The 22629-nt window shown below is 45.6% G+C and carries 16 protein-coding genes; 14 read left to right on the top strand and 2 right to left on the bottom strand.

The features are described from left to right. Positions 1–54: 54 nt before the first annotated feature. From IGI66_RS17185 to IGI66_RS17175, 3 genes are read left to right on the top strand one after another with little or no spacing between them, the layout of a single operon-like run. The gene (locus IGI66_RS17185; RefSeq protein WP_438849719.1) at positions 55–1464 is read left to right on the top strand and encodes a PTS transporter subunit EIIC; all 1410 of its coding nucleotides are present in this window, start codon (positions 55–57) and stop codon (positions 1462–1464) included. Between the two features lie 47 nt (positions 1465–1511). After that, the gene (locus tag IGI66_RS17180; protein WP_438849718.1) at positions 1512–2939 is read left to right on the top strand and encodes a glycoside hydrolase family 1 protein; all 1428 of its coding nucleotides are present in this window, start codon (positions 1512–1514) and stop codon (positions 2937–2939) included. A 45-nt stretch (positions 2940–2984) separates the two neighbouring features. Next, positions 2985–3830 carry a histidine phosphatase family protein gene (locus IGI66_RS17175; protein WP_288227388.1) on the top strand — a complete coding sequence of 282 codons (846 nt, stop codon included), beginning with the start codon at positions 2985–2987 and terminating at the stop codon, positions 3828–3830. A gap of 93 nt (positions 3831–3923) precedes the next feature. Here IGI66_RS17175 and IGI66_RS17170 read toward each other — a convergent pair whose 3' ends face one another. Beyond that, entirely contained in the window at positions 3924–4724 is an 801-nt protein-coding gene (locus tag IGI66_RS17170; protein WP_288227389.1) for a MurR/RpiR family transcriptional regulator, read from the bottom strand. A gap of 259 nt (positions 4725–4983) precedes the next feature. Between IGI66_RS17170 and IGI66_RS17165 the strand changes: the two genes are divergently transcribed. The 10 genes from IGI66_RS17165 to IGI66_RS17120 all read left to right on the top strand — a co-directional run bounded on the left by IGI66_RS17165 (position 4984) and on the right by IGI66_RS17120 (position 18365). Beyond that, the gene (locus tag IGI66_RS17165) at positions 4984–6444 is read left to right on the top strand and encodes a sialate O-acetylesterase (protein ID WP_438849717.1); all 1461 of its coding nucleotides are present in this window, start codon (positions 4984–4986) and stop codon (positions 6442–6444) included. Beyond that, on the top strand, positions 6444–6908 hold the full coding sequence (locus tag IGI66_RS17160; RefSeq protein ID WP_438849715.1) for a PTS sugar transporter subunit IIA: 465 nt from the start codon (positions 6444–6446) through the stop codon (positions 6906–6908). Before IGI66_RS17165 ends, IGI66_RS17160 begins: the two co-directional genes overlap by 1 nt. Positions 6909–7746: 838 nt before the next feature. Continuing rightward, positions 7747–8982: a glycine/sarcosine/betaine reductase component B subunit gene (locus tag IGI66_RS17155; protein WP_438849714.1), complete on the top strand. Its 1236-nt coding sequence runs from the start codon at positions 7747–7749 to the stop codon at positions 8980–8982. A gap of 50 nt (positions 8983–9032) precedes the next feature. Beyond that, positions 9033–10331: a proline reductase-associated electron transfer protein PrdC gene (gene prdC / locus IGI66_RS17150; RefSeq protein ID WP_438849713.1), complete on the top strand. Its 1299-nt coding sequence runs from the start codon at positions 9033–9035 to the stop codon at positions 10329–10331. Positions 10332–10375: 44 nt separating this feature from the next. Continuing rightward, complete coding sequence (prdA, locus tag IGI66_RS17145) at positions 10376–12142, top strand: D-proline reductase (dithiol) proprotein PrdA (protein WP_114525934.1); 1767 nt, start codon at positions 10376–10378, stop codon at positions 12140–12142. 22 nt (positions 12143–12164) lie between these two features. Then, the gene (locus IGI66_RS17140; protein WP_240318443.1) at positions 12165–12581 is read left to right on the top strand and encodes a CBO2463/CBO2479 domain-containing protein; all 417 of its coding nucleotides are present in this window, start codon (positions 12165–12167) and stop codon (positions 12579–12581) included. 13 nt (positions 12582–12594) lie between these two features. After that, a complete protein-coding gene (gene prdB / locus IGI66_RS17135) occupies positions 12595–13320 on the top strand; it encodes a D-proline reductase (dithiol) protein PrdB (RefSeq protein WP_114525936.1) in 726 nt (241 codons plus the stop codon). Positions 13321–13703: 383 nt separating this feature from the next. Beyond that, entirely contained in the window at positions 13704–16385 is a 2682-nt protein-coding gene (locus tag IGI66_RS17130) for an adhesive domain-containing protein (RefSeq protein ID WP_438849712.1), read from the top strand. A 56-nt stretch (positions 16386–16441) separates the two neighbouring features. Continuing rightward, positions 16442–18112 (top strand): hypothetical protein, encoded by a 1671-nt coding sequence (locus IGI66_RS17125; protein ID WP_438849711.1) that lies wholly within the window; start codon positions 16442–16444, stop codon positions 18110–18112. 10 nt (positions 18113–18122) lie between these two features. Continuing rightward, complete coding sequence (locus IGI66_RS17120; RefSeq protein ID WP_438849710.1) at positions 18123–18365, top strand: hypothetical protein; 243 nt, start codon at positions 18123–18125, stop codon at positions 18363–18365. Between the two features lie 72 nt (positions 18366–18437). On the opposite strand, the gene IGI66_RS17115 is transcribed toward IGI66_RS17120, so the two are convergent. Then, positions 18438–19181: a hypothetical protein gene (locus tag IGI66_RS17115; RefSeq protein WP_438849709.1), complete on the bottom strand. Its 744-nt coding sequence runs from the start codon at positions 19179–19181 to the stop codon at positions 18438–18440. A 295-nt stretch (positions 19182–19476) separates the two neighbouring features. Between IGI66_RS17115 and IGI66_RS17110 the strand changes: the two genes are divergently transcribed. After that, a complete protein-coding gene (locus IGI66_RS17110) occupies positions 19477–22056 on the top strand; it encodes a cation-translocating P-type ATPase (protein ID WP_438849708.1) in 2580 nt (859 codons plus the stop codon). The last annotated feature ends 573 nt before the right edge of the window (positions 22057–22629 follow it).

Here is a 22629-nt window from a genome sequence, read left to right as displayed (position 1 = left end):
ATCATGCACTTATTTGATGGGCTTGTTCGAGTAAACAGGAAAGGAAAATGACAAATGAAATATGAAGAGTTAGCACGCACGATCGTGCAAAATGTTGGAGGAAAAGAAAATGTAAACGATCTCGGTCATTGTATGACACGTTTGCGTTTCAAACTGAAGGATGAGAGCAAGGCAAAAACAGAGGTTCTAAAGAATACGGACGGTGTGGTCTCCGTGGTTCAAAGCGGTGGACAGTACCAGGTCGTGATCGGCAATGCGGTCGGGGATGTTTATAACGATATCAATAGTATCTATAACATCAATGAAGGGGACAATGTCGTAGAGGATCAGAAAGAAGAGAAGAAGCTCTCGCTTTTTGATCGGTTCATTGATCTGGTTTCAGGAGTCTTTACACCGACACTTGGAATTTTAGCCGCGACAGGGATGATCAAAGGCTTGACTATGGTCGTCATCGCGTTGGGGGTATTGGATATGAATTCTGGTACCTATCAGATCTTAAATATTATTGGTGACTGTTTCTTCTATTTCTTCCCTGTATTCTTGGGGTATACGGCAGCCCAGAAGTTTAAAGGAAATGTCTTTATCGGCATGGCGATCGGGACAGCGATGGTATATCCGACGCTGGCGGGAATCATGGCGGAAAAACCGTTGTACACGTTATTTGCAGGTACGATCATTGAATCTCCAGTGCATTTGACCTTTTTGGGGATTCCCGTTATTTTAATGAGCTACGCTTCTAGCGTGATCCCGATTATTATCGCGACTTGGATCGCGTCAAAAGTAGAGATGCAGTTGAAGAAGATTGTTCCCGATGTGGTGAAGTCCTTCTTTGTTCCTGCGGGTACTTTGTTAATTGTCATTCCATTGACCTTCATCGTCATTGGGCCGATCGCCACATGGGCTTCGCAATTGTTCGGCGCTGGGACACAGGCGTTGTATAACTTGAGTCCAGTGATTACATCTGCTGTTTTAGCTGGTGTGATGCAGATTTGTACAATTTTTGGGATTCACTGGGGCATTGTGCCGATCACACTGAATAATTTGGCGGTCTTAGGCTATGATATGACGATTCCAGCCACCACGATCGGGATCTTTGGTCAAGTTGGTGCAGTTTTGGCTGTTATGGTGAAAACAAAGGATAAAAAATTGAAGGCATTGACGTATCCCGCATTTATCTCAGGGATCTTCGGAGTCACTGAACCAGCGATTTATGGGATCACGTTGCCTAGAAGAAAACCATTTATCTTCGGGTGTGTCAGTGCAGTCGTAGGGGGCTTGATTGTTGGATTGATGGGAACAAAGGGGTACTCTCTGATCGCAGGGATCTTCTTGTTGCCAAGTGTGATCGGGCCGAATGGGATCGATCAAGGCTTTTACGGTCTGGTAATCGGGATCATTGTCACGTTAGTGCTTTCGTTTCTATTGGTTTCGTTCTTCTGGAAAGATGAAGAACCAGCGGCATAACGTTTGGATGAGGCTACGTCAAGAAATAGGAAGTAGGGAGATTGATTATGAAGTCATTTAAAGAGAATTTTATGTGGGGCGGCTCAGTGTCGAGTATGCAGGCAGAAGGTGCCTGGAACACGGACGGCAAAGGGCTCACAGTATACGATACGAAGAAAAAGAGAACTTATGCTCAGACCTCTTCCGATTGGGAGAATGGCATTGATTTTTACCATCATTACAAGGAAGACATTGCGCTTTTTGCGGAAATGGGGTTTAATACGTACCGTTTTTCATTGAGTTGGGCACGTGTGCTTCCAGATGGCGAGGGCGAGGTAAATCAAGCAGGACTTGATTTTTATGATCGGGTCGTCAATGAATTGATCGCGCAAAACATCGAACCCATTGTCTGTTTGTATCATTTTGATTTGCCGGATGCCTTGGCGGAGAAATATGGCGGCTGGCAGTCGAGAAAGGTCTTAGAGGCTTATCAACAATACGCGGAACTTATGATCAAGCATTTCGGTAAAAGAGTACGTTATTATATTCCAATCAATGAGCAAAACGTGGCGTATACATTGACCAGTGATTTACTGCCAGAGGGCATCGAACCGAAAGAATTGGCGCGGTATGAGGCGCAAGCACAGCACCATTCGTTCTTGGCTTCTGCCTCGGTCAAGCACCTAGTCAACGCCTTTGCACCTCATGCACAAGTCGGCGGAATGGTCGCATTCTCACCTTTTTATCCTGAATCGAGTCATCCAGATGCGATTCTAAGTGCACAGATCGCAAACAGAAGATTGACCTATCAAACAACGGATGTCTTCGTAAACGGCGAATACCCGCAGGATCTGCTGCATGACTGGGAAAAGCAAGGAATCATGCCAGAAATTACCGCTGGAGACAAGCAGTACTTAAAAGAAGGAACAGTGGACTTTCTTCCTTTTAGTTACTATCAAAGTGCGATGGCGAAAAAGGGTGCGGACATTACCGTGGATTCTTTTTTGGATTCTTTCCTAGATGGGACACAGCCGAAAAATGACTTTTTAGCGGTGAGCGAGTGGGGCTGGATCATTGATCCGAAAGGCTTACGGCTGGCAGCAAAAGAATTATTCGACCGCTACAAATTACCCGTATTCACCGTAGAGTGCGGCATCGGTGTGAAGGAAACGCTGAATGCTGAAGGAACGGTGGAGGATGATTATCGCATCGACTATCTGCGAGATCACGTGGAACAGCTGCGTTTAGCGGTGACAGAGGATGGCGTGGATCTGATGGGCTTTCTTACGTGGGGCCCCATCGACATCTTAAGCTCACAGGGAGAAATGAAGAAACGCTATGGTTTCATTTACGTGAACCGTGACGAAACGGATCTGAAGGATTTGAAACGTTATAAGAAAAAAAGCTTTTATTGGTTCAAGCAGGTAATCACAAGCAACGGTGACGACCTTTGGGAGAAGGCAACGCCGCTGATGAACCAATCATCTAAGGAATAGCAAATACATCAAATCAAAGAATGGACGAAAAGGAAGGGAAAACAAATGAATCGATTGAAAAAGGTCGTTGTTGGAATGCTGTCGATCGGACTGTTAGCAGGCTGTTCAGGAGGAGGAGCGGCGACGGATGCCACTGATACCTCTGCGGATAAAAAGGCAGACGGGGTGACTGTCTATTTCACTCGTCATGGGAAGACGATGCTGAATACCACAGGGAAATCTCAAGGATGGAGCGACGCACCTTTGACTCCGGCAGGAATCGAGGTGGCAGAGGATGTCGGTACAGGGATCGGTAAGAGTATCACATTCGACAAAGTGTACAGCAGTGACAGCGGACGGGCGATCGAGACTGCTGAGATCATCTTAGACAAATCTGGTCAAAAAGCAAAAATCAATAAAGACAAACGCTTGCGTGAATTCAATTTCGGGACCTTTGAGGCTACACCCGGCGCGGAATCGGTCGAAGCGATCGCCAAAAGAAAAGAACTGACGGCGGATGAATACACAGAAAAAGCAGCAAAAGAGGGCGGCGGCTATAATGGATTCATCAAGGAACTGTCAGATGATTTAGCTGAGATCGACAAAGAAAATGTCAAAGAAAACGAGAACTGGCCGGCAGAAAATTACGCGGCTGTCGCAAAACGTTCAAAAGAAGCATTGGATGATATTGTAGATGAAGCAAGTGAAAACGGGGATGATTCTATTTTGGTCGTTTCTCATGGGATGACCTTAGCGACGCTGTTGAACGAATTGGATTCTAGCGTGTCTGCGGATATTCCGATGTCGGGCTTGGAAAATGCGAGTATCTCAAAGGCTACGTATAAAAACGGGAAATGGAAGGTCGAGACCGTCAACGATATGAGCTACGCAGAAAAAGGGGCAGAAAAATAATCAGTTATCAGAGGACGCTGAATGATCAGCGTTCTTTTTTGACGTAGAAAAAGCCGATCCATCTCATTGATGAGGTATCGGCTTCTGTTGGAGTTAAGAGGGATCGGCTTGTTCGCGCTGGTCTCCTACCCAATTAAAATAGTAGGAAATAACTTCTGAAAACAGAAACAGTTCAAAACGAACATCCAATTGTCGTAAAGAACCGTCGTCTCGTAAAAAGGTCGACGCCGCGGGCAAAACAAAAGTTTTGGAGACTTTTTTTGCGATCTCGGCATCTTTGTTCATAGTGATCAGCACGGTTTTTGCTCCTACATCGGTGACGGCATCCACCAATTCGCTGTAGATGTCCATACCGGTTACAGAGAAAATAATGTAGACCCAGTCTTTTCTGGCCGTCTGACTTAGATAATGCATCTGTGTTTCTGTCGAGATCGCCTCATAAAAGACGCCTTGAGAGTACAGGGAATATACGAGCTGCTGTGCCGCAAGTCCTGTATTGTCAAAGCCAACACACTTCACGTCTTGTGAATCGTGCATCCATTCAACAACCTCGATGATGTCCTTTTCAAAGTCTAATTCTCTTAATTTTGAAAACGAGCGTTCATACGTATTGATCACTTCATGAAACAGAGAGTTTTTAATGACAGGCTTTTCTTGATTTTTATCTGTCACAAAGGACTCTAACGCCAGTTTGAACTCTGGGTATCCGCTATAGCCGATTTTTTTGATTGCCCGCAGGATCGTTGGAGAACTCACATCAAACCGATCTGCCATGTCATGGATCGATAGTCCGACATACTGCGCAGGGTCTGCCATGATTTGTTCAAAAATTTTTTTATCCGTTTTAAACATTTTTGTGTAATGGATCGTAATGGCTTCTTCAATATTTTGCATCCGGTCAACATCCTTTCAGTAGCTTTCTGTCTCTATTCTACCAAAAAACGTAACAAATTTCAATTTTATATAAACGTTAGAAATATATTTCAAAAACTGCTTGACAAACATTTGAGAAAGCGATACCATTTGTGTAACATATTACATCATAATTTCAAGCAAGGTAATTAATTACTCTGCGAAGACGTGAACGTGTGTCTATTTTCTATCACCAAATAGTCGCGAGCTGTCTTAATATGAAGAAAAAGGATTTGATCACATGTTACAACTTAATCCATTACTGAAAGATCAAGTGGTTTTTCAGGCAGAAAAAAGTCATTTGATTAATGGGAAAACCACACCAAATACTTCTGTGGAGCTCAAAATGGGAGAATTGACGTTAGAGGTGCGGAGTGACTCAGATGGGGAATTTGTCTTTCTTGTTCCACCGCAATCCTACGGGGTCACTGAGAACCTGCGCATTGCTTCGGATGGCGAAACTAGAGAACTAGTCCTTCAATACGGCGATGTTTTTCTCTTTGCAGGTCAATCCAATATGGAATACCCGATGGCTCAGGAAGACCACTTTATCGAGGAGCAGCAGGCTCTCACCGATGAAAAGTCGATTTTTTTCTACGTGGTTCCTATGCCAGAATTTGAGTTAAAGATTGAAGAAGAGACAGAGGCAGATTGGACGCGGCTAACGGCGGACACTCTTGGAGGCTTATCGGCTGTTGCCTACTATGCCATGAAGGAGCACCAAAACAATCATCCCGATCGTATTATTGGCGCCGTGATTTGCAGCAAGGGCGGCACCAGCGCTAGCTGCTGGATCAGCGAGGAAGATTTGGCGAAAAGCCCCACCCTGAATGAGCAGATTTTAGGTCCCTTTATAGAAGAAACAAAAGGAAAAGAAAAAGCAGCATTTGATGCGGAGTTCGCGGAGTATTTATCGACGTACCAGCAATATATCGAAAAGAGGGCGCTGTGGGCAGAGGAGCATCCTGAGCTGACATTAGGTCAGATCAAAGAACAGATAGGTCACTCGCCTTGGCCGCCCCCTGCAAATCCATATTTGTTCAATCGTCCTGGAGGATTGTATCAGAAAAGGTTCAAACGAATCGTTCCGTTCACTTTTTCTGCGGTCATCTGGTATCAAGGGGAAGAGGATACGGCAATCGCCCCACTTTATGAGGAATTATTGGATCAGTTGATTACTCGTTGGCGAAAAGATCTACAGACACCTGTGCCATTTTATATCCTTCAATTGCCCCTTTATGCGGATGACCCGCAACATGATTGGGCAAGTGTCCGCGCAGCTCAAGCACAAGCGAGACAAAAATACGAGGCAACGTTCTTAGTCACAAGTCTGGATTGCGGCGAAGTAGAGGACATCCATCCAACGGAGAAGTCGATCCTTGGACAGCGCGTTGGGGAAATCTTGGACGCCATTCATTATCCCAGCGCCCCTGTAGCAAAAATAGCCAGTTGGACGAGTGACACACTTGTGATCGAAGTGGAGGAAGCGGCCTCTTTGAAGTTGTTGGATGTTCAAACCATTGAAGTAGATGTCCCGATAATTTGTCAAACGATCGAAGAAAATAGACTTATCATTGAGACCACAAAAAGCAGTCGAACCGTCCAATATGGATGGGAAAATGCACCTGCTGTATCGTTATTTAATGAGGTTGGTTATCCGGTCGCACCATTCAAATTTGAGAAGCAAAAAGGAGAAGAATAATGTTTGGTTTTGGAAAAAAAGAAAAAGAAATTTATGCCCCAGTGGACGGGGAACTCATTGAGATCAATCAGGTAAATGACCCTGTATTTTCAACAAAAGCAATGGGTGAGGGCTTCGCGATCGACCCATCCAATGGAAAGATTTTTTCACCGATCAAAGGAACGGTCACTTCGATTTTTCCGACAAAGCATGCGATTGGTTTAGTTGATAAGGATGGACTTGAAGTATTGATCCATATTGGGATCGACACCGTAGAGTTAGCAGGGGAAGGATTTGAACTCCTAGTGGCGGAAGGTGCGAAAGTAAAACCAAGTACCCCACTCGTCAAAGTTGATTTGGACTATCTGGCGGAAAAAGGCAAAGAAGCGACAACGATGATCGTCTTTCCGAATTTAGAGGAGAACAATATTATAATCACACCTGGGAATGTCACTGCACAAACAGTAGTTGGAAAAATAGAATAAAGAGAAACCGTACTCGTTAAAAAAGCGAGCGCGGTTTTTTCTTCAAAAGAGATGTTTTTACCTTTCATATTTCTTCTTGTATTGTAAAATATTTTTTTCGGCGCACAGCGGATTTCGTTCACTCTTGTTATTCTATTAAGAATAATGAGAATTTCGTCAGGAGACGGGTGCAGCAATTCGTAAAGAGATAAAAAAATATATATAAATAGTAAGCTCATTTTCTATTTATAATTTTTGATAAACAATGAGGAGTAACTTTATTTTCAATTTAATTAGACCGAATCGTTCGTTGAGATGAACGATTCGGTCTTTTTTTGACGGTTTTTGGAGCAAAAGAAAATTTGTGAAATTAGTATTAATCTCATTTATAACTATTTATTTTATCATTTATTTTTCTTCAATAGATTGGGTTGACATTAAGAATGCTGGGTGGTACTCTTCGTTTGTAAGCGATTACTGATATTTGTGATATATTTTACATAGGAATGGGGTGAGAAAATGGCTTTGGTAAACGAGTACAACCGCACAGTTCTTAATTCCTGAGTACGCACACCAATCTTAGCGTGTTCTAAGACAGTATGTGATCCGTCATTTTCTCACCGTATTCTACATTCATAGAGACGCTCGATTTTTTTGCGAGCTTTTTTGATCAGGGATAAGTGTGTGTTTTTTTAATAGCAGCCGCTTTATTTAAGATGGTCAAAAGTGAAGCTTGTTTGGTCGTGCACCAAGGGACGAGTGTGTAGAATTGAATAGGGATGAGGAAGGCATACTGTGTATCAAAGGTATGTTTTTTTGTTGTGCACATTTTCTTGAGTCATTGGTAAAGGAGAAGGGTATGGGACTTGGACCGAGCACAAAAATGACGTCATTGTTTCATTTCAATTGTCCAGTCGTGAAGGAAGTAGTAAGAGATCCCGATGTTGATCTATCAGGAGTGATCGTAGCAGGGGTGTCGGAAAATTATTTAGAAAAAATGTTTACAGCGCACCGCGTTGGGGACCTTTTCGATGCGCTGAAGCCTGATGGGGTGATCGTTATCACCGATGCGTGGGGCAATCATCACCTCGATTTTGTTCAAGTGATCGAAGAGGCGGGGAAACGAGGGATTCCGTCGGTAGGAATGAGCTTCTTTGGACTGCAAGGTCGGCTGGTCTACACCAGCGACTATTTAGAGACACTGATTGATCTGAACAAAGGCACGACAGGCTACGAATCCTGCGTTGTTGGAGAAAATCATCTTTCTCAATTGGATGCTTACAAGGCGGTGGCTATTCTGAAAAATAAACTAAGGAAAAAGGAAAAAAACGGCACGTCATCTGTTTATTCCCATCAAACTGAGCTAACGCGTAATTACTTCTTGCTTCAAAAAGTCGTCTTTGGCGAGGAGACGAAGATTGAGGGGGAGACATTATGGGTGAAAAAGCAATCTCCGTCAATCGGGGCGTTTAGCGAATGGATCGAGAAGGTCGAGATTTCATTGATTCCGCCAACAGCCCGTGAGCGACGCATTCATTCAAATTTGGATTTTTCCCCAATTGCCTGTAAAAAAACCGGGGTGCTGGGAGAAGGTGTCACACATATTCTTCAAGGAGTCACAGTGATGGTGACGGGGGTAGAGCAAGGCAGTTGCTTTGAGCCGGCCAATATCGGTTCTTCAGAAGGACGCCTTACAGAGCAGGTTTTCTTTGATACACCCGGAACACCTGGGGAAAAGGATACGCTCCTTCATTTCGATTTTTTGTTCAAAGATGGACATGGCAGGACGAAAGAAGGCATACGAGCGGCTCATAAGATCACAGATCAGGTCGTTGAACAGATTCGGCAGGAATTGCGTGAGCTGGATGTTGAACCGGTGATGACCGAAACATTCAGGCAAAAGGATGACACCCCGAGTAAGAAGGTCGTGGTAGTCAAAAGTGTGTCTGGATTGGGAAATATGTATGAAACGGCGATGTTTCCGAATCAGCCTGCGGGGTATGTCGGAACGTATTCGACAATGGATTTTATGAATATGCCGGTAGTGGTCTCTGGCAATCAAGTACTGGATGGCGTGATCCACTCATTGCTGTAAACACGGCAATTAAGATATACAGATATAACTACGTTTAAGGAGATAGGAGCATGAGGGAATTGTATGGATTTGCATTAAAACAAGGAATCGGTGTGGCGAGTGAACCTGTCGTCAAGGAAGCAGACTCGATCGAAAGAGGTCAAGTGATCGCATGCTGTCCAGAAGCCAAGCTGGGAAACGTGATTCACAGTAGTGTTTCTGGAGTGGTCAAAGAAATCACCGACACCCACATCCTGATCGAACCAGAGGAAGAACAATCTAAGGAGTATGTGAAGCTTACTTCCGAGACGCCCCTGGAACGCATACGAGAAGCCGGACTTATCGGGCTTGGGGGTGCGGGATTTCCTACAGCAGTTAAATTGAATCATCGCTTTGAAGGCGGAGGGACGATCTTGATCAATGCCTCCGAATGTGAGCCTGTATTGAGCCACAATGTCGAACGGATGGAAGAATCCCCCACGGAAATCATTCGCGGGATCGAAATCATTCGAGAAGTTACTAACGCAGAAAAAGCGGTGATTGCGATCAAAGGCCATCACGAAGCGGCGATCGCGGCTTTGACGGCGGTATTGCCGGATACGATCACCATTCATAAGCTGCCGAATATCTACCCAGTGGGGGATGAGCGCGCGGTGGTTCGTGAATGTATGAACATCTTATTGGAGGTCGATCAACTGCCTTTGGCTGCGGATGCCATCGTGGTCAACGTAGAAACAGCTTATCGGGTTTATGAGGCAGTGGAGTTGAGAAAACCATTGATCGATAAGGATTTGACGGTTGCGGGGAAGCTGGTCGATTCTGGTGCGATCAAAACGTATATGGATAGGCCTTTAGGAATGAAATTTTCAGAAATGTTTGATCTTGCTGGAGGTATCGGCAAGGAATATGGCGAAATCATCGAAGGCGGCCCTTTCATGGGGAAACGAGCGAGCTTAGACCATTACCTTCAAAAAACGACTGGCGGCTTAATTGCTTCCGAAGTGTTCTGGAATGGACCAAGCAAAATCGGACTTTTAGTCTGTGCCTGTGGGGCGCACAAAGAACGTTTGTCTCAGATCGCTGACAGTATGGGCTCTGAAATTGCGGGAGTCGAATACTGCAAACAAGCGATCGAAGTCAAAGGAACATTGAAATGTACCAATCCTGGGATCTGTCCGGGGCAGGTGCAAAAAGTTATGGCATTGAAGAAGGCAGGCGCAGAGGCCGTACTGATCAGCAACTGTACAGATTGCTCCAACACGGTCATGTCTTGTGCACCAAAAATGAAATTGCCTGTTTACCACGCGACAGATGGTTCAATGCGCGCGTGTAATTTGAAGCTAGTTCGAAGAATGAAAAGCACCACTTAAACACGGGTATAAAAAAATTTTTTATAGATAAAGGAGAGAGTATCATGTCAATCACCGAAGAAACATTGAAGCAACATCTGAAAGATCCTGCAGTGTTATGCTGCCGCAGAGAGAAAGGGACCGTCATCAGTGCGCAAGATTTGGAAGACCCATCATTATTCGATGATATGGTCGATGCAGGATTGGTCACATTGAGTGACGACGGATTGACGATTGAAGAAGTAGTGGGGGCGACTTTAGCAAAGGATAGCGAAGCGCTGATCCAGTTGACTTCGGATCTGCTAGAGGGTGTGAAAAAGGCAGAAGCAGAAGCGCCGAAACCTGCACCGAAGCCGGAGCATACGCCACCAGCACCGCCAGTGAATCATGGAATGATCGAAGTAGAGATCGCTAAACTGGAAGGTCTGAAATTAAAATTACCTGCAAACTTAGGGATTGCGAATGCCCCTGTACCAGCCGGACCGCCTGCACCGCCGGCAGAAACTCCTCGCGGAGAGAAAAAAGTGATTCGCCAATTAAAAAAACAACATATAAAAATCACGGATGCGGAAATTGGGGACAAAACAAGCATCGAAAAGGGCAAGATCACGATTGATCGCAACTTGATTGAAGGCGCGATCAAAGAAGATCATTTGGTGAAAAAAATCAAACTTGACGTGATCAAGCCGGATGAACGACACATTTACACTGATACGATCATGGATGTATGTCCAATCGCGACGAAGGTGGATGGAGAGCTTGGCCGCGGCGTGACTAAGATCTGTGATGGCGTCGTCTTCATGCTGACAGGGGTCGATGAAGAAGGCACACAGGTCCACGAATTTGGGTCATCTGATGGTTATTTAGATGAAAAAATGTTCTTTGGACATCCTGGCTGTGCCGATGAGAAGGACATCATCATTCGCTGTGAAGCGGTGATCGAAAAACTTTCTGGGATGTCTAGACCTGGACCGTTGGCTGCGCACAAAGCACAGGATTATATCATTCAAGCAGTGCGTGAAGAACTCAAAGGCTATGACGGAGAAATCGTTCACGAAGAAATTTGTGAAGACATTCGCCGTAAAGGAAATCCGCGGATCGTTTTAGTCAAGGAAATCATGGGACAAGGAGCGATGCATGACAACGTTATCTGTCCATCAGAACCTTGCGGAATCGCAGGCGGGCGTATGAACGTCGATTGCGGAAATGTGCCGATCATTTTGACACCGAACCAAGTAAGAGATGGATCGATCCATGCTTTGACGTGTATCGGGCCAGCAACGAAAGAAATGACGCGTCATTATATTCGCGAACCACTAGTAGAACGTTTAGCCGAAGACGAAGAATTGGATCTTGTCGGCGTTATCTTCGTGGGATCACCACAAGTAAACGACGAAAAAATCTGGGTGTCTGAACGGTTAGGCTCATTATTCGAAGGATTAGATATTGATGGCTGTATCATCACAACGGAAGGCTTCGGGAACAACCATATCGACTTCATTGAACATATCGGTCAAGCCGGAATGCGCGATATTCCAGTAGTCGGCGTCTCCTTCTGTGCGTACCAAGGACAATTAGTTGTTGGGAATAAGTACGCAGATGCGATGGTTGAATTGAACATGGATGAAGGCGGATTTGAAAATGATATCGCCGGCACCTCTTGTGTGACAAAAGAAGCTGCGGAACGCTCGGTCCAAATGCTTAAAAATAAAATGTCGGGGGTAGCGATCCAAGCGGCGCCGAAGAAATGGAGCAACGACGTTATCAACGACAACAATCATCTACTGAATCTAGGCGACAGCAAATTGATCGAAAGCGGCACCCTTCATTAAGATGGCATCAGAAGAAAAGTACATGATCAACCCTACGTTGATGATGGGAACGGTAAAGTCCGTGGATGAGGAGCAATTGATCCTCAATCTGCGTGGACGTCTAGGGCTGATCACTGTTCCCACAGAGCTGATTTTGTCAAAAGAAGGCGTGGAAACGGGGAGTAAGCTGGCGTTCTATTTTAGCTATATTCAGACCGTTTTGCGCCCGCTAGACTATGACACGACCGAACTCAGCCAACAAGAAGAGCTGTTTCCGTGCTTAGTGGGCGGAAAAATCATCCATGTCGATGATACGGCCGTGCGGGTAGCGATGAATCAAGGCGGCGGAACGATCTATGTGCCGAGAAGATGGGTGTTTACTTCAATCGAATTGACCGAGGGATTAGATGTCGAGTTTTATTTCAGTAAAATGAGTATTCAGAAAAAGAAAGAAGCTTAAGGAGGCTATCATAATGAGTTTGACAACAGTTGAAGGGATGAGATCTGAGATTTTTGTTCCCATCACACCAAAACCTGTGTTTACAGAATTAAAGAAACCTTTGAATGAATGTAAAGTGGCGTTTATCACAGCAGGCGGAATCCATAAGAAAAGCGACAAACCGTTTAATACGTCAGGAGATTTCGGCTATCGGACGATTCCTTTCGATACACCATCTTCTGAATTGATGGTTACACATGGCGGTTTTGATAATTCGGACATTAACAAAGACGTCAATGCGATGTTCCCGATCGATCGGCTGCACGAACTGGTCGATGAAGGCTTCATCGGTTCCTTGTCAAAAGAAACCTACACCTTTATGGGCGGCGGCGGAAATGTGGAGAAATTCCAAAATGAGACTGGACCAGAAATCGCTAAAAAATTAAAAGAACAAGGCGTAGACATCGTTCTTTGTACAGGAGGTTGTGGAACGTGTCACCGTTCTGCGACGATCGTTACTCGTTGCTGCGAAGAGCAAGGCATGAGCTGTGTGGTCATCGCAGCGTTACCACCAATCGCTCGCCAACAAGGGGCTCCGCGGATTACCGCACCACATGTACCGATCGGATCGAATGCCGGCGAACCAAACAACGTGGAACAACAACTAGCAATCTTAAAAGAATCTCTAGAATGGGTTCGTGATTGCCCAAGCTACAATAACACCAAAGTTTTACCATATGAATATCGCCACAACGTTTAAAAATAACAATTAGTCATTAATCAAAAGAAGTTGGAATACAAAAGTCAGTCACTGATTTTTGTATTTCAGCTTTTTTTATTTTAAATTCTTTCTTCGTGACTCGGCCATTCATTTTAAAAAACAGAATATACGAAGAAAAGAGCGTGTTTAATATTTAAATAAAAGCGTTATCATTTTTTTATTTATTTTGGAAAAATTTGAAAAAGCACGTCTTTATCGAATTTTACTCATATTTTATTCACAATTAAGTCGAAATAAAGGCATTTTTATTAATCCTTCCGTTTAATAAATGGTAGTTTAAAACATATTAATGAAATGGAAACGCTTCTTATTTTTTTAATATATTTATAACTTTAGTTTTTTATACGAAGGGAGATTGAGAAATGAAAAGAGATTATCGGAAATTAATGGATCAAAAAGCGCGAGCGAAGAGCAGATCGAGGAAATATATTTACGCAGGGACCACCGTGGCGACAGGGTTATTGTTAGGCTTGACTCCGATTGCAGTTGCGACACCTTTTTTTACTGTCCAATCAGGCGAAGTGCAAGCCGCAGTGATCGACGGGCAATTATTTAGTAATTTAACTTCATCAAATTCAAGTGGGACCACCAGTGCAGCACCCTTTCCGCTGGCGAATGCGAATAGAAATGTCAATTTCACGATTTCGGGAAACAGCGGTATTGATGTGAGTGTCTTGCCAGGGACGAAAAGAGTGGTTCTTGCGATTCCTGAAGGCTTGAGAGGACGCGTTACTCCCAATGGCGCTGGAACCTTCTCGACAAGTATTTTACTTCCTGAAAATGGCTTGGTGCCGTTGATCTCGATCGTGGATGGCGCAACAACGACTCTGATCAACGCAGTCGACGCGTTGATCAATGCGAATCCGGTACTGAATATTAATTTAGCCGAAGTCAATGAACAACTGAACTTATTGAGAAATTTGAGTACGATCAATTCTGCCGACGTGGCGCTTCAGCTTCAGGCACAAGGGGATCAATACATCTACGCAGATTTGGATGGCGTGTTGGAAACCATCATTCGCCAAAATCTGACCCAGATTTTAGATGATTTAAACAATGCGGTACAGGCGTTGAGTATCACTGGGTTAGGCTCAACTGCCTTAAATGTTACATTGAATACGGTCATCAAGCCAGCATTCAATGTGACATTTGGGACGGCGCGGGCGCTCTTGAATGTGGGCTCGGCTCTGATTGGAGACTTGGCGGATGCGAGTGTGTTAGGTGAGACGACCGTTACCCTACCTACAACGATCACAGATCCTTCATACCAAGACCTTGTTTCACAAGGCGTAAACATGGCGAACCCCTATGAAGCCGGTTTCTTAGCGACGATCGTGAAATCAAATGCGATCGCGATCAACATTGCTTCTGGAAATGATGGGTATTCGCCAGTATTTTATCAAGCGGCTGCCGTTACCGCGCCCTATGATGTGGCGGTAACAGGGAGTTCTACTACAGGCTATGAAGTCACAGGATTTGCATATCCTAATTCGACCGTACGAATTTTTAAAGACAATGTGCAGATCGGTGAGGGTCAAACAGATACCACAGGAAAATTCACGATTTCTGTTTCAGCAGACGATGTTGATGCACTCGATGAAATCGAACTGATCGCTTACGATCAAAACAGTATCCCTAGTCTGCCAACGCCAGCAATCATCCCAGATGATGATGAATCAGATGCCGACGCCGATGCCGATGCCGACGCCGACGCTGATGCTGATGCTGATGCCGACGCGGATGCCGATGCCGACGCCGACGCGGATGCGGATGCCGACGCCGACGCGGATGCGGACGCTGATGCCGACGCGGATGCTGATGCTGATGCCGACGCGGATGCCGATGCCGACGCCGACGCGGATGCTGATGCCGACGCTGATGCCGACGCGGATGCTGATGCTGATGCCGACGCGGATGCCGATGCCGATGCCGACGCCGACGCTGATGCTGATGCTGATGCTGACGCGGATGCGGATGCCGACGCTGATGCTGATGCTGACGCCGATGCCGACGCCGACGCCGATTCAGATGCCGATTCAGATGCCGACGCAGATGCGGATGCTGATGCCGACGCGGATGCTGATGCTGATGCGGATGCCGACGCAGATGCGGATGCCGATGCGGACGCCGATGCGGATGCCGATGCGGACGCCGATGCGGATGCGGATGCGGATGCGGATGCGGATGCGGATGCTGACGCTGACGCTGATGCGGACGCTGATGCCGACGCGGATGCTGACGCCGATGCGGATGCGGACGCCGATGCGGATGCGGACGCCGACGCCGATTCAGATGCGGATGCCGATTCGGATGCCGACGCGGATGCTGATGCCGACGCTGACGCTGACGCTGATGCTGATGCCGATGCGGACGCCGATGCCGATGCGGATGCCGACGCGGATTCTGACGCCGATGCTGATGCTGATGCCGATACGGATGCAGATGCCGATGCTGACGCAGATGCCGACGCTGACGCTGACGCTGACGCGGATGCTGATGCAGATGCCGACGCCGACGCCGACGCGGATGCAGATGCGGATGCGGACGCGGACGCGGATTCTGACGCTGACGCAGATGCCGATGCTGACGCTGACGCTGATGCCGACGCGGATGCGGATGCTGATGCGGACGCGGATTCTGACGCAGATGCCGATTCTGATGCTGACGCCGATGCCGACGCGGATTCTGACGCGGATTCTGACGCTGACGCAGATGCCGATTCTGATGCTGATTCTGATTTGGAATTAGATGAGGATGATGATCAGGACGATGGAGCTCTACCAATTGGGGAATCCGATGGAACACCACCATCGAATCCAGGAAGTGGTCTAGATCCAGCAGGTAGCGGAAGTGCGATCAGCAGCGGACATTCTGGTGGCTCTGGCTATACTGGAAGTGCAGGTTCCGGCTATACGGGCAGTGCCAAACAATACCCGGCGACCGGAGACGAATTGAGCGGCGGGTTAACGATTTTAGGTTCCATTGCCGCCTTTATTTCAGGGTTGGGCATTTGGAAATTAAAAAGAACAAAAAAAGAAGAGTAGAAAAAATGGATTGATGAAGAGCAGGTCTCTTCATCGATCCTTTATGGGGTGATAGGATGGCTGTTCAAACGAGTCAACATCAATTAAAGGAAGTCGAGGATTATCTTGCTGGTTTACAGTCAGAGAATTTGCAACCGACCATAATTCTTAGTGTCGGAAATTTTACGGAACGGGGACAGGTGAGTGAATTCTATGGCGATACGTATGAAGCCGCTTGGACAAGCTTTCTATCACATTATAGTAAAAACAGGTTAGATTCAGCGAGCTATTTTCGGATCGACATCGTTACAGAAGAAGAACCGATCGCGTACTCGCAATTAAACGAACGAATTTCTTCTATAAAAAGAAACAATTATGGTGATTTCAACTTTCGTTGGGAACAGCCGGGTCAGTATAGCTTTTTAATGGAAGAGCTGGTTGGAAATGCACTTTTGAAACCGAGTAAAGACCATAGAGTCGGCTATAATCTGCCTGAATTAACGATCAATGAACAAAATTTCCGCGGATACATGAAACGCAAATACAAACGATCAAATGCCCAAACAAAGGAATTGGAGCGAGCAGCAATTTTCCTCTTCAAAACGAAGGCTTTCTATTTCGAAGAGGGAAACGTTTACCCGCTAACGGACTATGGCAATGGCAATCGGGTGCGTGAGGTGACGGTTTCAAATTTAAATAAAATAACAGATTCAGTCATTGAAAAAGGCTCCGAGTATTTAGAAAAGCAACTGATGCCTACAGGACAATTTATTTACGGGTATTATCCTTGCTACGATCAACGAATCAAAGGCTATAATTCGGTGCGGCATTTCTCATCCCTTTATGCACTGGCTGAGGCCGCTGAGTATAAATCGGATCAAGCATTATGCGCAAAAATAGAACAGGGAATCCATTGGGGCATCACCCATCTGACTTCTACCGTTGACGGCTATACCCTGGTCATGGAGCCCTTGAGTAAAACCGTCGAATACAAGCTTGGTGCTCAAGCGACGGCGATTTTGGCAATTGCTAAATACACAGAGGTGACAGGCGATTCGCAGTTTCATTCCTTTTTACAAAAATTGATCGTTTCTGTTAAAGAAAAATTCATTACCGCCCAAAATCGCACGATCCATGTGCTGGATGAAGCATTGGAAATTAAAGAAGCGTTTCGCATCGTGTATTATGACGGGGAGATTCTTTTTGCACTGCTGCGGGCGTATGGGATTTTTAAAGAAGCGAGGATCATGCATATTTGTGAGGATCTGATGGCTGCCTTTATCGCGAATGACTATCAAAAATACCACGATCATTGGCTGAGTTACGCAACGAATGAGTTGTTGCGATTCAAGGAAAAGAAAGCGTATTACCAATTTGGCTTGGATAATGCACTTGGCAACCTTCGCTTCATCGACAGGCGCGACACCGCTTATCCGACGATGCTAGAGCTGCTAGTGGCTGCTTCAAAAATGATGGATAAGTTAGCCGAAAGCGACATGAAACATACGCTTTTTCAAGAGGAAAAAGACTTTATTGAAGTGAAGGATCGGATCAACAGAGTCATGGTAAAACGCGTTCGACACGAATTGATAACAGGCGTCATGTTCCCTGAATTCGCTCAATTTTTCAAAGAACCAGCGACGATCAATTATGGCTTTTTTGCCCGACATGACCGCTTTCGAATGCGGATCGACGACGCGGAGCATTTCTTATCTGGTTTGATAAACTACCGTCTGCACACGAATTAGGAGGGATCATATGGTAGGGTTTATTCGATTTATCGCGTTAGTAATGATCGGTGTGGCTTATGCGGTCACACATAGTCGAAGAAAGAAAACGCACAAACAAGCGCACCAAGCTGACCACGAGCTTAAAAATTACCAAAAGAACGAAGAGGGTCTGTACCCTTGGGAAGAAGACATCGATGATTCCCCCGCGCGAATCCCTGATGATGCCAAGCGATACATCAACAAGGCGCGACTCAAACGCGGAAGATGGTAAGAACAAGGTAATAATAAAAAAACAGTTCGACAAAAGTCGAGCTGTTTTTTATAGGAAGCAAGGGTTATTTTTTTAGATAAACACAAAAAGCACTCCTGAAACGATCGTTGCCGCTAAAAAGGCTTTGATACTTCCTTCGTCACCATCCGGCAGCTCGAATTTGATGATGTTCATTAGCATCGCCCCAGTGATAAAGGCCTCGATGGAAACCAACAGGAAATAGGGGAGCGGCAGCATGATAGAGAGCAGGGCGCCAAGTAAAATGCTGAGAGATAACATAAGACGCCCTTTTTTCTGATAAATTTTTCCATGATGATGTGCCAAGGACCAATCGTTCATTAGAAAATGCAGGCCAAAGGCGATGAAATACGTCAGGACGTAAAAGCGCTCGGAAAAGGTATTTGCGATAACAAGGTATCCGATCATCACATTGTACACCGCATAAAATGAAACGTCAGACCAGAAATAGGCCACTTCAGCGCTGGTGAGATCCTTTTTCTCCACGATGTGAAAGTTTCGTTCGTCCAGCTTATCCATGACATGGGCAACGACCAGTCCAAGAAGAACGATGCCATAAATGGCGTGGGTCGCATGAACACCGTCTTCCCAGCCGAAAGAATCGATCAGCACGCCTTGTGAGTACGCGAGCTGCGGCAGTAAATGCAGAATGGCGTAAGACACGCCCACCCCTGCAGCAACAGACATCATCACTTCTACGTTGACTTTTTCCAGTAAAAAAAAGCGTGATGCCAGATGAATCGTGATAAAACCTATAATAACCGCAAAATTAGCGATATTTTCTTGTAGAATCGGCATGGATCAAGTTCTCCTTTTTAGTGTACGTCTCTTAAGTATACGGGAAAACCGCGCGGAACCGCAATTTTGACACTCAATAAAGGCCTTTAGACAGAGAAATAGCCACGAGGATTTTTTATTTTCTGAAGGACACCCCTTGCCTTCTTTTGAAAAGTGTGACAGAATACAAATTATTAAAATATTTGACGACGCTATTGTTCGCCGGAACAGTAGGATAAAAAGTCAGCCAAACGAACCGTAGGCTTTAATGGTTCGTTTGACTGACTTTTTTTGTTTATTTGGGAGGGATTTAGGCATGCAAAAGAAACTGATTGAAACAGAGAAGCAACAGGGGAAAGGACTCACACAACAAGAAGCTGCGGAGCGGTTGGAAAGATATGGACCCAACACGATCGAACAGGGGAAAAAGAACGGGTTTTGGACCTATTTGTTGTCTGCGCTGAAGGATATCACGATTATTATTTTAGTGATTGCGACGGTACTTTCGATCTATGTCGCGTTGAAAAATCATCCTGACAATTTTTCTGAACCCATCGTGATTTTCGGGATCGTTCTCTTGAATCTGTTCTTGTCTATTCGCCAACAAAAGAAAGCAGAAAAATCGATGGATGAATTGAAACGCTTCAGCATTCCTAAAACAAAAGTTTATCGCGATGGGCAATTGACAGTCATTCAAAGTACAGAAGTGGTGCCTGGAGATCGCCTGCTGCTTGAGCTGGGGGATCGTGTCTCGGCGGATGCCACCTTGATCACTAGTAAAAATTTATTGATCGATGAATCTTTTTTAACCGGTGAGAGTGAACCGAGTGAGAAAGAGGCAGACTATCAACCGGCTGCGGCAGATACTATCGGAGATTTAAAAAATAACGTTTTTTCTGGGTCGTTGGTGGTAAGTGGTCGAGGCGAAGCCATCGTTGAGACGACGGGATTGGCCACGGAGATCGGGAAAATCTCGGATTTACTGACAGAAGAGCAGCCGATGCAGGCGCCTTTACAGGTGAAAATGCAAAAACTCGGCAAAGTGCTAGGCGGGGTCGCGATCGGTGCGGCAGTGCTTGCGATCCTGATTGGCCTGATCAGAGGCTATTCGCTTGAGATTGCCATCATGACAGCGATCTCGATGGCGGTGGCGGCGATTCCTGAAGTGCTGCCGGTCGTGGTCACGATCTCGCTGTCTTTTGGTATTCGAAACATGGCGAAAAAGAACACGATCATACGAACGCCAGCAGCGGTGGAAACGATTGGGAACGTCTCAGTGATTTGTTCGGATAAGACTGGGACCATCACGGAAAATCAGATGACGGTCAAAAAGGTGGTTCCAGTTTTAACAGAACAGACCTCGGGAGCTAAAGAGGCGCTGCTGCTGCACTTTTATTTAGCCAGCAACCTCTCCGAAGAACAGGGAAGCCACGGAAACCCAACAGAGCAAGCCATTAAACAAGCAGCCGAAACAACCTTTGGCGGAGAAAAGCTGAACACATTGTTGAGGCAATACGAAAGGATCGACGAACTTCCTTTTGATTCAAAACGAAAGAAAATGACGGTCCTTTATAAAAAAGGAGATTCTTATTTGTCTGTTACAAAAGGGGCATTTGACCGTTTGCCTATTCAAGAGGCGCGCGCAGATTTTCAAGAGTGTCACGATGACCTCGCCGCGCAAGCGTACCGTGTCTTAGGTGTTGCGGTGAAGGAATACGAGGAATTGCCGACTCAAATTACCAGTGAAGAATTGGAAACAGAGCTGCACTTTTTAGGCTTTATTGGAATCATCGACCCTGCACGAAAAGAAAGCTACCAAGCGGTTCAAATTGCGAAAAAAGCTGGGATTCGCCCCGTCATGATCACGGGGGATCACTTGCTTACAGCGAAAAAAATCGCCGCCGATGTCGGGATTTTGGAACCGGGAAAAAAAGCGATGACAGGTGCCGAATTAGGAAAACTATCCGAGGAGGATTTGGCAGAAGTGATCGGGGAATACCGGGTGTTTGCCCGAACCTCGCCAGAAGATAAGATCCGCATCGTGAAGGCCTTGCAAGCGAATGGCGAGACGGTCGCCATGACAGGTGATGGGGTCAATGACGCTCCCGCGTTGAAGGCGGCCGATGTCGGGATCGCAATGGGCGGCGGAACAGAAGTTGCCAAGGAAGCCTCCGATATGGTGCTGCTAGACGATAATTTTGCGACGATCGTTGAGGCGGTAAAAGAAGGCCGACGCGTGTATGCCAATATTCGGAAATCATTGTATGCCATGCTTGGCTGCAATATTTCTGCCCTGACGATCGTGTTGATCTCGTTGATAATGGGTCTAGGAGCTCCTGTTACAGCGATTCAATTATTGATTATCAAAGTTGTCGCGGATGGCATCCCCGGTTTTAGTTTATCAGTGGAGCCAGCAGAAAAAGATGTGATGCGCCAGCAGCCAGTCGACCGAAATGCCAGCATTTTCAACAATGGGTTATTGAGCAAAATCATAGAAATCTCAATCGTCTTTACCGCGGTGACCCTGCTGACGATTTTCGTTGGACACACCGCAGCCTTCAATCACGGGCTGCCGAATGGTGAACAAGCGACCACGATGACCTTTCTCGTGATGGGCTTGACCACAATCGTACACATGTACAATTGCCGCAGCCGTGAATCAATCTTCAAGCTGGACTTAGCAGGAAATAAATTGTTAGTAGGAACGACCTTACTCGGTGGAGCTGTGCTTATTTTAGCAGCGACCCTTCCGCAAACAGCGAACATTCTTGGCTTGACCGCACTGCAGCCCATTCAATGGCTCTTTGTCATAGGACTGTCATTTATCCCGCTAGTATATGTTGAATTAAAGAAGACGTTGAACCTGTTTGACTATCGAGTGAAACGCCAGGCTTAAAAACAATTGTGATACTTTACAAAGCGAGTCTACCGTTATGTAATAAAAGTGAGGACAATAGTCATTTGGGTATTGAGGATGAGGTGAAGGAAGAATCAAGGGCTGCTTAAGGGAAGTGACTTAGTCAGACCTTCCTTTATTGACAGCTTGTTATCGTATCAAACACAAAGCACCTTTGTTGTCTTCCATGAGGTTTGCAAGGTACAATGTAAGAAGATTCCAGAATGACAGTCAGGAAAAAATAAAGTGTCTCCCATATGTTTTTTAATAGGAGGTCGTTATGAAAAATCTCATTGCAGCAGGATTTCTATTTGTTGGCGGTGCCATATAAATGACTGTAACGGAAATGGGACGGATCGTGCCTTTTCTAGGCGCAGTCTGTGCATTGATCGGAGCAGGATTGTTGTTATATTTTGTTTTTAGTAATAACGGAAAGTATGATTGAAGATACCTTGTTTGGTTTGTATAGATATTTTTAGCCTCGTGCCTTTGAGTAGGACGGGGCTTTTTTGTATCACACATCAAACTGTGGCGCGAAAAATAATTTTTTATTTTCCCTTGACTTTCAAATTT

It is taken from the genome of Enterococcus sp. AZ048 (genome assembly GCF_051715125.1).
GTDB lineage: Bacteria > Bacillota > Bacilli > Lactobacillales > Enterococcaceae > Enterococcus_A > Enterococcus_A gilvus.
Note: the sequence above shows the minus strand (reverse complement) of the source record. Positions and strands in the feature narration are given on the sequence as shown.